The organism is Mucilaginibacter angelicae, assembly GCF_042434235.1.
GTDB classification, from domain to species: domain Bacteria; phylum Bacteroidota; class Bacteroidia; order Sphingobacteriales; family Sphingobacteriaceae; genus Mucilaginibacter; species Mucilaginibacter angelicae.
In genome coordinates, this window is sequence record NZ_JBHLTS010000080.1 from 344,810 (window position 1) to 361,134 (window position 16,325).

The window sequence follows — 16,325 nt, forward strand, 5'->3', positions numbered from 1 at the left end:
AAAGGGGCTGTCCAAAAGCAGCCCCTCCAATAAATACCAAAAGGTTATTTTACAAATTCATCCCGGCTAAGTAATTGGTGTGATCAGGGCAACGCCTGCTTCGCTTACAACAACATCGCAATCCTTTACCGATATATGGTGCTTAAACTGACCAATGGGTTCAATCCAATCCCTTGAGGTGAATACCGGTGCCTCAATCTGAACAGACTCTACCAGGACCTCTTCTCCATCAAGAACAAGACGCCAGCATTGGTTTTGGCCGTTACTATTCGTATTATACCGGATATGTGCTAACCGCGCTTTTTTATGCATAAACGTATGGGCTTTCGCAACAAACGACAAATTAACAGGGATATTATCATCCATAAATAAACATCCAAAACCTATCCTATTTGTTACTCGTGCCAGGAACCGGATCTTGAATATTCCCCCCGGTAGCCATAGCCACCTATACGAAGCCCGGCATAAATGTTAGGCTTTTTTTGTTCCTTTGCTTTCAGTCTATGCAAACATTAAAGCAGTTACAAAGCGGAGAATTAAAAGGGGCCATATCACTTAAGCTATCCGAACAGCTTTCCCATTTCCCGGTTGAAATTTTTGAGCTGGCAGATACACTGGAATATCTCGACCTGTCATTCAATAACCTGAGCGCGCTACCGGCAGATTTTGGCCGGCTGCAAAAACTAAAAACTTTTTTCTGCTCAGAAAATCAGTTTACGGTTTTGCCTGAAGTATTGGCCGATTGCCCGCTGCTGGATATTGCAGGGTTTAAATCAAACCAGGTAGAAACCGTACCACCGGGCTCAATTAATTCAAATCTTCGCTGGCTTATCCTTACCAATAACAGGGTTACCGGATTACCTGCCGAAACAGGTAATTGCAGCAGGATGCAAAAATTGATGCTTGCAGGCAACAGGCTTACAGAGTTACCGGCTTCGCTTAGCAATTGCCGCAATCTGGAACTGCTGCGGATCTCCGCCAATCAACTAAATGAATTTCCTGAATGGCTACTGTCCATGCCAAAACTATCCTGGCTGGCCTTTTCAGGCAACCCGTTCAGTTATAAACCAAATGTACAGGCACTTACACCAATTGACAGCCGGGAGCTGGAAACTAATCAGCTGCTTGGTGAAGGCGCATCGGGCGTTATCTCCAAAGCTACCTGGCGGCATGCCAATGAAACCAGCGAAGTTGCCATTAAAATTTTCAAAGGTGCAGTTACCAGCGATGGCCTGCCCGAAGATGAAATGAACGCCTGCATCACCGCGGGCAACCATGACGGCCTTGTAGAATTAATAGGCCAGATCACCAATCATCCCGAAAATAAAAAAGGCCTGGTAATGAAACTCATACCAAAAAGCTTTTACAACCTGGGCCAGCCGCCCAGCCTGGTGAGCTGCACGCGGGATGTTTTTAAACCAGGGATGGGCCTTACACCTGTACAGGTATTAAAAATTGCGACTACCATTGCATCCGTGGCAGAGCACCTGCATAGCAAAGGCATTATGCACAGCGATCTTTATGCCCATAATATTTTGGTTGATGATGACGCCAATACGCTGTTCAGCGATTTTGGGGCTGCCTGTTTTTATAATCTGTCGGATATAGAAACTGCTAAAAAGCTCGAATTATTAGAAGTAAGGGCATATGGCTGCCTGCTTGATGATCTTATCAGCTTGTGCAATGAAGCCGAACATCCCGGCATCGAAAAGCTTGCAGCATTACGGGATCTGTGCATGAGCGGCAATATCACCTCACGGCCCGACTTTCAATATCTGAATAATACCATATCGAAGTTTTAAGCAATTCAATCCCCTGTGGCCGGCAACTCATATCAGGACTATTTTGATTTCCTTGCTACCCGCACAAGTCCCTGCCTTGTAGCAAGGTATAATACGCCATTATTATCAAAAGTCATTTTTGAAATATAAGAAGTTGGTATAGCAGAGTTATCGTTATGATAATTTTCCCAGCCATCCTTCAGGTCATAACGAACAAGCCCGGCCCGGTCGGTAGCTATCCAAAGCACTTTTTCAACCCTATCATACAACACATCGCTAACGTGGTTAAATGGCATGCCCGAGTTTGAAGTAGTTAATTGCTTTACTGCATTATTACTGCTATATATCGCTATTCCCTCATCATTATTTATTCCACACGGATCCTTACGGTCATATTCATATAAGCCCAAATAAACGTTCCCGTTTTCATCCTCATCCATAGATGTAATACATTTTCCCTTTAGCACAGATTGCGTGTCATTAAAGCTTATGGCTTTTCCATCGGCTTCAATTAAAATCGAACCGCTGAAAGTACCGATCCAGATCTTGTTTTTTGAATCGCGCTTTGCAAATGTTACACGGTTTGAAGGCAATTCCTTAACCTTGCTTTTATTAAGGTTACTCCATTTACCATTTTTAAAAATGGTTAAACCCTCATCCGAACAAAAGAAAACCTCGCCTGTGGCCGGATTGTTAATAATTTTGTAAGCACCATCAATGCCTATCGTTTTAGGATCATAAACTGTCCATTTATTACCATCATAACTATAAATATTTTTCCCGGCATAAACCCATTTGGTATTTTCGTTATCGATAGCAATAGCAAAATAATTAAAGTAATCTCCTTTGGGGCTTATGTCCTGCTCAGCGTTTGCAAAGCTTTTTCCATCAAACTTTACAAGGCCCTCATCAATAGTTAACCAAATCACGCCATTTTTATCAATGGAGATGTTATCATCCATATTATTAGGGAGGTTTGAGTTTTTTGAATCCCAAACGGTTATTTCATATTGTTTAAGGTGCTCATTTTTATACTTATATCCTTTATTATAAATCTCGGGCGAAACCGGCCTGTCAAATGATTGCTTAAAAGCATCCATATCAACACGCTGAACCTTACCCGACAACACACCTCCGCTAATGGACATTAATAAGTTAAACGATGTCCGGCGTTCGGGCTTGCCTTTGGTTTGGGCCGGGATCCAGCCATTAAAAGCATTAAGGCATTTAACAATATTTTGTGTAACAGCATTATTGGATTTATCGGTATGGCTTAATACACATCCGTGCCCGGCCGAATCAACCAAAACCTGCAGCACAATACTGCCTTTCATCCGGCTGTAATCATTTGCCTTATTGAGGCTATCAATCAATGCAGTAAATTCAGCTTGTTTTACGTTAGCTTTCTGATCTCCGCAATCCAGGCAAAAAACACTGGTTATGCAATTATCAAGCTTATAGGGGAATATATTCTGAGCTTTCAGGCCAAATGCTAAGCAAAGGGCTACAGAGGTAAAAAAAATCCTTTTCATTGTAACAGGCTTGGTTAAAAATCCTTTGCAATGATACAGGATTTTTGAAGCTTTTACACATAATTCTCCCTTACGCACCGGATGGAGCAGGCCTGCATCTTTAATTTTTTAGAAAAATTTGAACGAAAAATGATAATTTTTACCAATCCGTCGATTCATTCACGCTATTCGTCGGTTTTTTTTTGATATTAATAATTCTTATAGTAGATTTGCAGCTATTTCAATACAAGGTTACCACCTTGATTTGTGATAAGGTTTAGGTTTAAAGCCTCCAAGCAGCGAGTGCAAGGAGGCTTTTATTTTTTACTTTATCCAATAACGCATCAACTAAAGTTTTAGTATTTAAACGATCGATAAAAAAGGCTTAAGTCTGCAGTGCGATTCGCAAGGCAGAAATCGGGGATTTAAAGATATTGTATCCACGTATCCTACTTATAACCTGAGGCTTAAATGCGTAGCCGCAAGCCTGAAATTCAGAAATATTATTTCACATATGCAACTTGCCCGTTGATTGGTGTTGTCACCATAAGTGTTCAGAAGAAATAAAAAAGCGGGGGGATTGTGCGATTCCCTCCCCTGGGAGGGTGTAGGGAGGGGTTCACCAATAGGCCTATTCGTTTGAAATAGCGTACAAACCCCTCCCTGCCAACACACATTTCAACCGCACCCCTCCCGAGAGAGGGAATTAAAAAAAGCTTCCGAACACCTATGGTGACAACACCAACAACGGCAGAAAATATTCATTGCCGTTGGTTTTAACCAACGGTTAAAAAGCTGAAAAATCTTGGCTTCAGCCCAATTATGCACGCGGATTTGGGCTGAAGCCCTCTTTATCAATACTCACTATTCCGTTGGTTAAAACCAACGGCAATGAAGTTTATCCACCTGTAAACGATATTCTTCAATTTTAAACAGCTTCTTAGAACTTAAGACTGGCGACTTAAGACTAAAGCAACACTACTTATTTTCTTTCACCACGTCAATAAGCCAGGTTACCAGGCTTATGAAACCGGCAATAAATAATCCGGCACCGGCACCACGCGCATAGTCGTCCCATTTTTCGCTGGGGCCGCTTGGAATGGCCATCCCTGCCGAAAACAGGATAATCCCTATTAACAAAAGGTAAACGGTGCGTTTTACTTTATTTTTCATCGGCCTAAATTAAAAAAATCATTTTTTAATTCTGTATTTTTGCAACCTCTTAAAAACGAGGTGAAATAATAGATGTACAAGGAATATAAGCAGTTAAACTTATCGCAAACTGGCAAAGAGATACTGGACTTCTGGAAACAGAAAAATATCTTCGAAAAAAGCATTACCAGCCGTCCGGCAGGTAACCCTTATACTTTTTATGAAGGGCCGCCGAGCGCTAACGGTATGCCCGGTATTCACCACGTAATGGCGCGCTCTATTAAAGACATTTTTTGCCGTTACAAAACCCTTAAAGGGTACCAGGTAAAACGCAAAGGCGGCTGGGATACCCACGGCCTGCCTATTGAGCTGGCTGTTGAAAAAGCTTTGGGCATTACTAAAGATGACATCGGCAAAAAAATAAGCGTTAAAGATTATAACGATGCCTGCCGCAAGGAGGTAATGCGCTATACCGACGTTTGGAACGACCTGACCGAAAAAATGGGTTACTGGGTTGATCTGAACGATCCATATATCACCTACAAAAACGAATACATTGAAAGCCTTTGGTGGATCCTGAAGCAACTGCATAATAAAGATATGCTGTACAAGGGTTATACCGTACAGCCATATTCGCCAAAATCAGGTACAGGCCTCAGCTCGCATGAGCTTAACCAGCCGGGCACCTATAAAATGGTGAAGGATACTACCATTACCGCCCAGTTTAAGGTAAAAAGGGATAAAACGTCTGAATTCTTATTTGAGAACACAAATACAGATGTCTTTATTCTTGCATGGACAACGACACCATGGACTTTGCCTTCAAATTGCGCCTTGGCGGTTGGAGAAGACATCACTTACACAGCAATTCGAACTTGGAATCAATATACTAATGAGCCAATTACTGTAGTGCTTGCATCAGCTTTGGTAGCAAAAGTATTTGACCCTAAGAAATATGAATTTGTTGGTGACGATAGAATCAATATTCCAAAAGGTAATTATGGCATTCATTGTTCATTTACCCATACTAATATAAAAGGCAGCCAGTTAGTGGGCATCCACTATGAGCAGCTGATGCCATATGTAACCAATGAGGATCTGGAGCAAAACGCTTTCCGCGTGATCCCGGCCGATTTTGTTACCACCGAAGACGGTACCGGTATAGTACACACCGCATCGGTTTTTGGTGCGGACGACTTCAGGGCCTGTAAGGAAAACAACGTGCCATCGGTAATGGTGAAGGACGAAACAGGCAAGGATGTTCCGCTGGTGAATAAACAGGGCCGTTTTGTTGATGAGGTTACCGATTATGCAGGCCGTTACGTTAAGGAAGAATATTATACCGATGCCGAACGTGCCGAAGAAGGTTTTAAACCAACCGACGTACTCATCTCTATCAAATTAAAGACAGAGAACCGTGCGTTCGATGTTAAAAAATACGAGCACAGCTACCCGCACTCATGGCGCAGCGACGAGCCGATATTGTATTATCCGCTCGATAGCTGGTTTATCCGTACCACCGCGGTAAAGGATAAAATGGTGGAGTTGAACAAAACCATCAACTGGAAACCTGAATCGACCGGTACAGGCCGCTTTGGTAACTGGCTGGAGAATTTGGTTGACTGGAACCTTTCGCGTTCACGCTACTGGGGTACCCCGCTGCCTATCTGGCGCGAGGAGAACGGTGCAGAAGAGATTTGCATCGGTTCGATAGCTGAGCTGAATGCCGAAATCGCAAAATCAATCAAAGCAGGCTTTATGCCCGAAGGTTTTGCTTTAGAGGATATGCACCGCCCTTATGTTGATGACGTTATTTTAGTATCATCAACCGGCAACAAAATGCTGCGTGAGCCTGACCTGATTGACGTTTGGTTTGACTCGGGCGCTATGCCTTACGCACAATGGCATTTCCCTTTTGAAAACCAGGAGCAATTTAAAAACGCCTACCCGGCCGATTTCATTGCCGAAGGCGTTGACCAAACCCGTGGCTGGTTCTTCACCCTGCACGCTATAGCTGTAATGCTGAGCGAAGCCAGTGACGAAGTTAAAGCCGTTAATGAGCAGGTTGGTAATAAAGGCATCGCGTTTAAAAACGTGGTATCAAACGGCCTGGTGCTTGATAAAAACGGCAACAAAATGTCGAAACGCCTCGGCAATGCTGTTGATCCGTTTGAGACTATCGAAAAATACGGCGCTGATGCAGCCCGCTGGTATATGATCAGTAACGCATCGCCATGGGATAACCTTAAATTTAACGAAGAAGGTATAGACGAAGTTAGGCGTAAGTTTTTCGGTACGCTGTACAACACCTACTCGTTCTTCACGCTGTACGCCAACATTGATAAGTTCAAATACAGTGAGGCTGAGATCGAGATCAGCAAACGCCCGGAGATTGACCGCTGGATCATATCGCTGTTAAACACCCTGAGCAAAGAGGTTGACGGTTATTATGCCGATTTTGAGCCTACCAAGGCCGCCCGTGCTATCCAGGAATTTGTAGACGTGCATTTCAGTAACTGGTTTATCCGCTTAAGCCGCCGCCGCTTCTGGAAATCAGATAATACCGAAGATAAGCTTTCGGCTTACCAAACGTTATATACCTGCTTAATCGCTATCAGCAAGCTGATGGCGCCGATAGCGCCGTTTTTTGCCGATAAGTTATATTGCGATTTGAACGCTGTTACCGGCAAGGAAGAATTTGAATCGGTACACCTGGCTTACTTCCCGGAATATAACGGCGCCCTTGTTGATGCCGAGCTGGAAGAACGCATGCAACTGGCACAGGATATTTCATCATTAACGCTTTCGTTGCGTAAAAAGGTGAATATTAATGTGCGCCAGCCGTTGAGCAAAATATTATTGCCAATATTAGATAAAAGCTTTAAATTACATGTTGAGCAGGTTAAAGACCTGATTTTGTCTGAAACCAACATCAAGGATATTGAGTACATTACCGATACCGCAGGTTTCATCAAAAAGAAGATAAAGCCAAACTTTAAGGCCTTGGGCCAAAAGGTAGGTAAGGATATGAAGGTTGTAGCCGAAGCCATCACAAACTTTACACAGGATGATATAGCCGCTTTAGAAACCAACGGCACTATCCCGGTACTTGATGGAAAATACGAAGTATTAGCTGCAGATGTTGAGATCATAGCCGAAGATGTTCCCGGATGGCAGGTTGCAAATTTGGGAAAACTAACCGTGGCTTTAGATGTTACCATAACCAACGAATTGAAACAGGAAGGCACCTCGCGCGAGTTTATTAACCGCGTGCAGAACATGCGCAAAACCAAAGGATTTGAAGTAACTGACAGGATAAACGTACGCGTGAGTAACATCCCGGTGATCAGAGAGGCCGTGGAGAACAATTTATCCTACATTTGCGCCGAAATTTTGGCCGACAGCATTGTGTTTGCAGATAACCCGACAGAAGGCGAGCCTGCTACAATTGATGAACAAGAATTATTGATTGCTATTAGTAAAGTATAATGAAACAAGAACAAGAAAAAACCAGATATTCTGAAGCTGACCTGCAGGAATTTAAAGGGATTATCCTGGATAAAATGCGCATAGCCCGCGAGGAATTAAACTCATTGGCTACGTCATTGAGTTCGCCTAATGCCAACGGCACTGATGATACCGCCGGTACTTACAAAACATTAGAAGATGGTTCGGCCACGCTTGAAAAAGAGCAGATAAACCAGTTGGCTGCCCGTCAGAAAAAGTTTATTGAGCAGCTTGAGGCCGCCCTTGTACGTATTGAAAATAAAACTTACGGTATTTGCCGTGAAACAGGCAAGCTGATCCCGAAAGAGCGTTTACGTGCCGTTCCACACACCACCCTTTCAATGGAAGCTAAATTAAAGCAATAAATGAAGGCTGCTTATACCAAACCTTTTTTAACTGCTGCCTTTATCATCCTTGCCGACCAGGTTATTAAAACCTGGGTACACCAACATATGCAGCTTCAGGAAGAAATTCGTTTCCTGGGCAGCCGGGGTATGCTGCACTATACCGAAAACAACGGTATGGCATTTGGCATGGAGTGGGGTGGCGATGCGGGCAAGCTGGCTTTAACGCTGTTTCGTATTGTTGCGGTTTGCGGTATAATTTACACTCTTATTTACTTAATTAAGCACAAATTCCACCGCGGGCTCATCATGAATGTAGCGCTCATTTTAGCCGGGGCTATGGGCAATATCATTGATTCAACCTTTTATGGGTTGATGTATAATTATGCTTCATTGTTTCACGGTAAGGTGATTGATATGTTTTACTTTCCGCTGCTGCGTGGTACTTACCCTTCGTGGTTCCCATTTTGGGGAGGTCAGTATTTTGAGTTTTTCAGACCAGTATTTAACCTGGCCGATGCTTCTATCTGTGTAGGCGTAATTATGATACTGCTATACCAGAAACGCTATTTCAAGCACGAAAAACCCGAAGTCGCCAGTCCCAACAGCGAAATGGTTGAGGAATAGATTTTACAAACCTGATATATAAAAAAAGCCGCGATGAGCGGCTTTTTTTATGGGTTGAGAATGGTATTACCAGGGGTTATTGCTACCCAATAGTTTTATAAAAAATGTCATTTCGATAGAGCATGCGGCTGGAATGAGCGTAGGGGCGAAAGAGAAATCTTATACACTAAGCAAGCAACTATGCAGGGCGTATAAGATTTCTCCTCACGCTACTGCTCAAACCCTACCAGTTCGTTCGAAATGACAATCTTCATTAATATTATCGTTCTATTTCAGCTTCTCCAAAGCCGCTTTTACCCTTGGTATCAACGCTTCAATTTCATTAAGTGGCGTGGCACCTACCGAAGCACGGAACCAGTTTACTTCATCGCCGGTACCAAAGGCCGAAAATGGCACAAATGCCGCTCCTGCTTCTTTGATCAGGTAAAAGTTAATATCTGCCGAATCTTTCAATACTTTGCCATCGGGCGTGGTTTTGCCGCTGTAATCAATTTTAAGGGTTAGGTAGATAGCGCCCATCGGTTCAATAGAATCTACATTTAAACCACTCGCTTTCATTTCCTGGAAACCTTCGTGCAGGGCGGTAAGGCTGGCCTGGATCTTTCCTTTTAAATCATTAAGGTAAGAGCTTACGTCTGCTTCATCGGTTAAAAATTTGGCCATTGCCATCTGCTCAGGCTTTGGCGACCATGCACCCATGTGACCTACAATAGCCTTCATGTTCTCAATAACCAGTTCGGGGCCAAAACCCCAGCCTACACGTACACCGGTAGCCGCAAAACATTTCGAGCCGCCATCTACAAAAATGGTATAATCTTTTAACTCGGGACGCAGGGTAACCGGGTCATAATGTTTATGCTCGCCAAAAGTCAATTGCGAGTAGATCTGGTCGTACAATAAATACAGCGGCTTCTCGCCTGCTGTACGGGTCTTATTTTCGGCTATAACAAGGTCGCAGATCTCTTCCAGGTCCTTTTTGCTGAACATAGTACCCGTAGGGTTCAAAGGCGAACACAGGGCCAGTAAAGCGGCACCTTTTAAATGCGGACGGATATCATCTGCCGTTGGCATAAAATTATTTTCAGGAACCGTTGGCACGATCACCGCATCGGCATTCAGCAGGTCACTATAATGGTTATTATTCCATGACGGTGCCGGGAATACTACTTTTTCGCCGGGGTTAACTACCGCTAAAAATATAGAATAAATCAGCGGGCGTGAGCCGCCTGAAATCAGGATCTGGTTAGGGGCGTATTCAAGGCCCAGGCTTCTTTTCAAAAAGCCGCTTACACTCTGGCGCAAATCAAGCATGCCATCGGCAGCCGGGTAGTTGGTTTGGTTATGGTTGTAAGCATCAATGATCTTATCCTTTAATGGGGCAGGGATAGGATAAATATTGGAATCGAAATCGCCGATGGTAAGGTTGGCGATATTCTGGCCTTGTCGTTTTAATTCGTTGATCTCGCCGGCTATCTTGATGATCTCCGAGCCATGCAAATTTTGAGCTAATAAAGAAACACTCATGGGTTTATGTATTTATGAGCGGCAAAGATAGGAAGAAAGCTGAAAGCGAAAGGCCTAAAGCCGAAAGCTTTTTAGCTTCCGGGCTTTAGGCCTTTATAATTTTCTTGCTTTTAGCTTTTTGCTTTTAGCCTTAAGCTTCAGGTGGCTTTCGGCTTACAAATAAGCTTTACGCAGCTTAATTATCCGCATCCAGTGCATGAGTTTCATCACGGGGTAAACCGGGTCTATCTCAAACCATTTGGCGCCGAAGTTAGCTTTGTTGGGGTGCTTGTGGTGATTGTTCTGGAACAGTTCGCCCAGCATTAAAAAATCAAATGGGGTAGTGTTTTTTGATTTATCGCCGTTATCAAAATTCTGATAACCGTATTTGTGGCCGCACCAGTTAACAATAGCGCCGTGAATAGGGCCCATTAAAAAGTGGATCGGGATCAGCAGGTACATCCAGGGTTGAGTGGCAAATTCCACATAAAATAAAACGTACAAAATACCGAATGAAATACGGGATACAATTGATGATCCTATGAAATCAACAAAGCGCCATTCAGGAATATTACCTTTAAAACGCTCTTCGGGTTCTTTTAATTTTTTCACATGCAATCTATAACTCTTAGCGGTGTATACCATCATCTGGAAAACATCCCTAAAAAAGTGAGGCGAATGCGGATCCTTCTCAGTATCGCTATAAGCATGGTGCTCACGGTGCATAATGGCATAAGCCCGCGGGTTTAAAAACGATGAGCCCTGGCAAATATAAGTAAGCAGGTAAAACATTCCTTCGTAAAATTTATTGGTAGTGAACATTTTATGAGATGCGTACCTGTGGAGGAAGAACGTTTGAAAGAATAGCGACAGAAACCAGTGCGCTATGAAGAATATGATAATAACCATTGAATTGTAGAAAATAGACTTATTTATAATCTTTCCAAAGATACGATTTAAAGCCTTATAAAGTTTTTAATATGTAAATAATGAAAGCAGTCCCAGCAAAAATGCCGCTCCTGGTATAGAAACGGCATTTACTTAAAAAAGTTATTTTATTTTGGTTATATTAATTCAAACTGTTCGGCCAATAGGCGGTATGATTCCAGCCTGTCCTCAAAGTTTTCGGTAATGGTAACAGCCATGATCTCATCCACTTCGTAATCATTGGCAAGCCAGGTTAACTTCAGCTTTAACTCCGTTGGCGAGCCGGCAATTACACGGTAACGGTTATAGCGGATGCGTTCCTGTTCGGCCGGAGTATACTCCACATCCTTCACATCATCATAACTCAGCGGAACAATGGGGCCTCCCTTTTCAAACTGTAAAAAGCGGTGCTCCATTACGGCCTGGTGCTGCCTTACCTTTTCGGGATCTTCAGAACAGAAAATAAATACCGCCACATTGGCCTCGGGTTGTTGCAGGTCATCCGATGGCTGAAAACGCTCCTTGTACATTTTAACACTTTCGGGCCCCCCATTGGGGTTAATGAAATGGGCAAAGGAAAAGCCCATACCAAAATGCGCCGCAAACAAACCGCTTTGCCCGCTTGAGCTTAGCAGCCACATGTTGGGCACAGTTTTCACCTGCGGGATGGCCCTGATGCGTGCCTGTATAGTTCCCGGCTCGTAGGTGTCATGAAAGTAATTTTGCAGATCGGCCAGCTGCTCCACAAAATCCTGCTCTCTGAACTGGTTTGATGGGTTAAGGGCAGCCGCGGTGATCCTGTCGGTACCCGGCGCGCGGCCCATGCCCAGGTCAATCCGGCCGGGGAATAACGCTTCCAGCATCCGGAAGTTTTCGGCCACTTTAAGGGTGCTGTGGTTTGGCATCATGATACCGCCCGAGCCCATGCGCATATTTTTGGTTTCACCCGCCAGGTGAGCCAGCAGTACTTCAGGTGTTGAACCTGCTATGATGCCCATATTATGATGTTCCGAAATCCAGAAGCGGGTATAGCCCAGGGTATCGGTATATTTTGCCAGTTGTATGGTTTCTTGTATGGCCTGCTCGGCAGTAGCGCCTTTTCTTATCGGCGACTGGTCGAGCACGCTCAGCTTAATCTTGTTTATGCTCATATATATTGTGAACACAAAAATAAGCATCGGGTTGCAGGCAGGGTTTATGCCCGGGCATTTATGGCATTGGGATTACTATTACATAGTCATCTCCCTTATCACCCGGTAAGTAACGGCAATCACTATTATAACTATTGAAATATACAGGATATTTTTACCATGCTTGCGGTCGACCTCACGGTAAACAAAAACCTTTTCGCCTGTGGGTAACGTTTTTTTAAATGATGCCAGCATCCAACCGATAAAAATACCCGGAACACCGCCTATAACAGCAAGGACATAACCTATAAACACCCATTCGCTTCGGGTACTTTCAGGTTTCTTAAGCTCATCTATCCTGTTTTGATTAATCTCGGCCAGTTTCTGATCGCTAATATCAACTCCCCGGTCGGCAAGCAGTTTACGTGCAAGCTGATGATCAAATGAGCTCCACTCATCGGCTTTCTCCAATATTTCCATCAGTTCGGCATCGGTAAAGCTAAACAGGTAATAATCTTTATCAGCATGTTTAATGTCCTCGGCCTCGCTGGCATTGAGCAGTTGGGTAGCGCGGGTAAAATCATCGGGACTGATCTTTACCCTGTACTCGGTAGATAATTCAGGGCTGGCGGCAAATGTTGGGTCGAAAGAAAATGCGCCCTCTTCGGTTTGGTATTCGATGCCATTTTCTTCAAGCAAATCAATTAATGCCTGCGCCAAAGCGGGATCGTCAAATTTTTTAAAGGTGATAAATTCAGGTACCATAAATAGGTTATAATATTGGCGGAGGTTTACATGCCGTTGCGTGGGATCCAGGCCTGGCTTTTAATAAGCCATTTACCGCTCACTATCCTTAATACAAATGAAAAAGCACCCTGTTCTTCAAAATGCTCACCGTTTACAAGGCCGGTATATTCAACAGGGGCTACAAGGTAAACTATCTCGTCGGTTTGCTGAAAGGTTTTGATGCGCTGCAGGTCGACCTTAAAATTACTGATTTTAAAATCTTTAACCGCTTTTTGTACCGAATTGATCCACTGCACGCCGGCCAGCTGCCCGTTCCATGAAAAAGGGGGCTGTTCATCGGCTACAACCGCGTTTGGGGCATAAAGGTCAGATACTACTTCAATATTGAAAGTACCCGAAGCTTTTATTACTGTTTCCACAACCTGGCGTACTTCGGGTTTTAATTTAGCTACAGTATCGGCAGGTAATATTATTCTTGCCGAAGCTGCCATAACAGGCAAACTGCTCATAAACATGCACAGGCATAAAAGGGGTAATAAATGCTTTTTCATGATCTTAACAATTTCGGACTTCGCAGCCTATTAAGGCCGTTCAATATACGAATAAGCCTGTGTAAAAATACTTTTTGATCGTTATTGTTTCAGCTTTAATTAAAAGTATCAATCGGGGATGAAGTATTCTATCTTGAGTAACTCATTTCCGTCAGAGCTAAACCAAAACATCCATTTATCTTCCATCGATAATTTGGCAACATCAACATCCATTAATATGTACTTAAGTTTGCCTTCATCCGAAGGAACACGACTCGCAGCTTTTGGAAAAAGCCTTTTAAGATCATCAAACTTTGTATGCCGGCTTAGCCTGATCTTATCACTCGTGAAATATAATGCCGTATCCTTGCTGAAATCTGCTTCTCTAAAAACCAGGCTGTCTTTTACCACTTCAAATTGCAGCCCTTTGTAGTATACATATTTAAATTTCTCTCCATTGAAATAAGATACCGCTATATCTTCATAATTGGGGGTTACAATACTATCAGGTTTACCTAAAATCAGGGATGTGGTTTTAAAGCTTGATAGCATATCTATCGTACCATTTAGTTTTACCTTATACCAGTCCAGGTATTCAGAACTTAAGGTTGTATCGTTATTTGCAGAAACTACACTGTCTGTTTGTTTATTACTAACTCGTTTTGCGTTTTGTTTACATCCTAAACTTAGCACTACAACTATTCCAAACAGGTATTTCATTATTATTTTGTTTTAGCATTCATGTAATCGATGGTCAGGTTACACAAAGCTTTTACGCCCAGGCTAAAACCACTTTCATCAATATAAAAATCGGGCGTATGGTGCGATGGCGCTTTCAGCGGATCGCCGCCCTTTGGCATCCCGCCCAAAAATATAAACAAGCCCGGTACTTTTTCCTGGTAAAAGCTAAAATCTTCGGCACCGGTTACAGGCGGGCGAAATAACACATTAGCAGCACCGGCAGTTTGCTGCAGGCTTGGCAGCATTTTTTGGGTAAGCTTGGGATCATTATAAGTAACCGGGTAGTGGTTGCTGTAAGGGATTTTCACCGTTGCTGTAGCCCCCATCGCATCGGCAGTTTTGGTGGCTATTTCCGTTACCCGGGCAATCAGCATTTTTTCGTCGGCGGGGGTAAAGGAGCGGAGGGTGCCCAGCATCTCAACTGATTCGGGGATGATGTTTGAACGGTTCCCTCCTTTTATAGCGCCAATGGTAACTACCGCCGGGTTTTCGGTCACGTTGATATTACGGCTCACTATAGTTTGCAGGTTATTGATGATTTGGGCCGATGTTACAATAGGATCAACGCTCGACCATGGGTAGGCCCCATGGGCCGACCGGCCTTTTACGATGATCTGCATATCATTAACCCCGGCCATGGTACCGCCCGGCCGGTAGGTAATTTTACCAACTTCCGTTTGCGAATTGATATGCAGGCCAAAAACCACATCAACTTTGGGGTTTTCCAGCACGCCCTCTTTTACCATTTCCTCGGCCCCGCCTTTTTGTCCAGGTTCAACGCCTTCTTCGGCAGGTTGAAAAATGAATTTTACGGTGCCGTGCAAATCTGCCTTCATTGACGAAAGTACCTGGGCAACCGCCATCAGTATGGCCATGTGCGAATCATGCCCGCAGGCATGCATCACACCAACTTCCTGGCCGTTGTAGGTTGTTTTTACTTTGGATGCAAAGGGTACCGGCGTACGCTCAATAACCGGCAGGCCGTCCATATCCGCCCGCAGTGCTACCACCGGGCCCGGATGCCCGCCTTTCAAAATCCCTACCACACCCGTAGTAGCTATACCAGTTGTTACCTCAATACCCAGGGACTGCAAATGTTTGGCAATAATGGCCGAAGTACGCAACTCATGATTACCCAGCTCAGGGTGTTCATGAAAATCGCGGCGCCAGGTTACTACCTGCTGCTGCAAGGCATCGGCTTTGCTATTTACTTGTGTACGCAAAGTGTTTTTTTGAGCCACGGCTTGCAGCGAAAACACACATAAGGATAAAATAAGGCTTATTTTCATACGGGTTGCTTAGGGACAGTAATATAGGTAGAATACTTTAAATGTGAGGGATGCTGAAGCGGGGAGTTGAAATAGCCTAACATAGAATAAAGCAGGGAGCCTGCGCAATTCCCCTCTTGAGAGAGTAATAGCCCATGAATTGACAATTCCCTCCCCTGGGAGGGGCGCGTTAGGATTGCGTGTTGGCAGGGAGGGGTTTATACGCCTTTATAACGACAAGGCATCTCGCTGAAACCCCTCCCTACACCCTCCCAAGGGAGGGAATCGCGCAGCCCCCACACTTTAAACTCCTCTATTGTCTTTTTATGGGCTATAACTCTTGAGAGGGGCGGAAGGGTGTGTTTTGCTTTGATGAATCAATCGCATAACACACCCCTGCCATCGCTCAGCACTCCGCGCCCCCTCTCGAGAGTAATAGCCTATCATTAGACAGCGGAAATTTTATTGATTAACAAATCAAAAATAGATCGATTGTCACGATGATTGTATTTGAAAGTAAATTCATCCAGGTAAGCTTGTAGATGCCTGGATGATAC

The 16,325-nt window shown here is 43.9% G+C and carries 14 protein-coding genes; 4 read left to right on the forward strand and 10 right to left on the reverse strand.

What is annotated here, in order from left to right; genetic code table 11:
- Nucleotides 1-66: 66 nt before the first annotated feature.
- On the reverse strand, nucleotides 67-366 hold the full coding sequence (locus ACFFGT_RS32835) for a hypothetical protein (protein ID WP_377026747.1): 300 nt from the start codon (nucleotides 364-366) through the stop codon (nucleotides 67-69).
- Nucleotides 367-503: 137 nt separating this feature from the next.
- Between ACFFGT_RS32835 and ACFFGT_RS32840 the strand changes: the two genes are divergently transcribed.
- A complete protein-coding gene (locus ACFFGT_RS32840; protein WP_377026748.1) occupies nucleotides 504-1,802 on the forward strand; it encodes a leucine-rich repeat-containing protein kinase family protein in 1,299 nt (432 codons plus the stop codon).
- A 38-nt stretch (nucleotides 1,803-1,840) separates the two neighbouring features.
- Here the strand turns inward: ACFFGT_RS32840 and ACFFGT_RS32845 are convergent, their stop codons facing one another.
- Nucleotides 1,841-3,313: a ligand-binding sensor domain-containing protein gene (locus ACFFGT_RS32845; protein WP_377026749.1), complete on the reverse strand. Its 1,473-nt coding sequence runs from the start codon at nucleotides 3,311-3,313 to the stop codon at nucleotides 1,841-1,843.
- 957 nt (nucleotides 3,314-4,270) lie between these two features.
- Entirely contained in the window at nucleotides 4,271-4,465 is a 195-nt protein-coding gene (locus tag ACFFGT_RS32850; protein ID WP_377026750.1) for a hypothetical protein, read from the reverse strand.
- A gap of 72 nt (nucleotides 4,466-4,537) precedes the next feature.
- Here ACFFGT_RS32850 and ileS point away from each other — a divergent pair, with 72 nt between their 5' ends.
- The 3 genes from ileS to ACFFGT_RS32865 are packed head-to-tail and all read left to right on the forward strand — an operon-like array spanning nucleotide 4,538 to nucleotide 8,922.
- Nucleotides 4,538-7,933: an isoleucine--tRNA ligase gene (gene ileS / locus ACFFGT_RS32855; protein ID WP_377026751.1), complete on the forward strand. Its 3,396-nt coding sequence runs from the start codon at nucleotides 4,538-4,540 to the stop codon at nucleotides 7,931-7,933.
- The gene (locus tag ACFFGT_RS32860; RefSeq protein WP_377026752.1) at nucleotides 7,933-8,316 is read left to right on the forward strand and encodes a TraR/DksA family transcriptional regulator; all 384 of its coding nucleotides are present in this window, start codon (nucleotides 7,933-7,935) and stop codon (nucleotides 8,314-8,316) included. Before ileS ends, ACFFGT_RS32860 begins: the two co-directional genes overlap by 1 nt.
- Complete coding sequence (locus tag ACFFGT_RS32865) at nucleotides 8,317-8,922, forward strand: lipoprotein signal peptidase (protein ID WP_377026753.1); 606 nt, start codon at nucleotides 8,317-8,319, stop codon at nucleotides 8,920-8,922. It abuts the gene before it with no gap.
- Between the two features lie 267 nt (nucleotides 8,923-9,189).
- On the opposite strand, the gene ACFFGT_RS32870 is transcribed toward ACFFGT_RS32865, so the two are convergent.
- From ACFFGT_RS32870 to ACFFGT_RS32900, 7 genes are all read right to left on the reverse strand, one after another.
- On the reverse strand, nucleotides 9,190-10,446 hold the full coding sequence (locus ACFFGT_RS32870; RefSeq protein ID WP_377026754.1) for a pyridoxal phosphate-dependent aminotransferase: 1,257 nt from the start codon (nucleotides 10,444-10,446) through the stop codon (nucleotides 9,190-9,192).
- A 153-nt stretch (nucleotides 10,447-10,599) separates the two neighbouring features.
- On the reverse strand, nucleotides 10,600-11,334 hold the full coding sequence (locus ACFFGT_RS32875; protein ID WP_377026755.1) for an acyl-CoA desaturase: 735 nt from the start codon (nucleotides 11,332-11,334) through the stop codon (nucleotides 10,600-10,602).
- 155 nt (nucleotides 11,335-11,489) lie between these two features.
- A complete protein-coding gene (locus tag ACFFGT_RS32880; protein WP_377026756.1) occupies nucleotides 11,490-12,503 on the reverse strand; it encodes an LLM class flavin-dependent oxidoreductase in 1,014 nt (337 codons plus the stop codon).
- 78 nt (nucleotides 12,504-12,581) lie between these two features.
- The gene (locus ACFFGT_RS32885; protein ID WP_377026757.1) at nucleotides 12,582-13,247 is read right to left on the reverse strand and encodes a hypothetical protein; all 666 of its coding nucleotides are present in this window, start codon (nucleotides 13,245-13,247) and stop codon (nucleotides 12,582-12,584) included.
- A gap of 26 nt (nucleotides 13,248-13,273) precedes the next feature.
- A complete protein-coding gene (locus ACFFGT_RS32890) occupies nucleotides 13,274-13,780 on the reverse strand; it encodes a Cif family virulence factor (protein WP_377026758.1) in 507 nt (168 codons plus the stop codon).
- A 108-nt stretch (nucleotides 13,781-13,888) separates the two neighbouring features.
- Nucleotides 13,889-14,479 (reverse strand): hypothetical protein, encoded by a 591-nt coding sequence (locus tag ACFFGT_RS32895; RefSeq protein WP_377026759.1) that lies wholly within the window; start codon nucleotides 14,477-14,479, stop codon nucleotides 13,889-13,891.
- A gap of 2 nt (nucleotides 14,480-14,481) precedes the next feature.
- Nucleotides 14,482-15,789, reverse strand: a complete 1,308-nt coding sequence (locus ACFFGT_RS32900) for an amidohydrolase (protein WP_377026760.1) — start codon at nucleotides 15,787-15,789, stop codon at nucleotides 14,482-14,484.
- Nucleotides 15,790-16,325 lie beyond the last annotated feature (536 nt).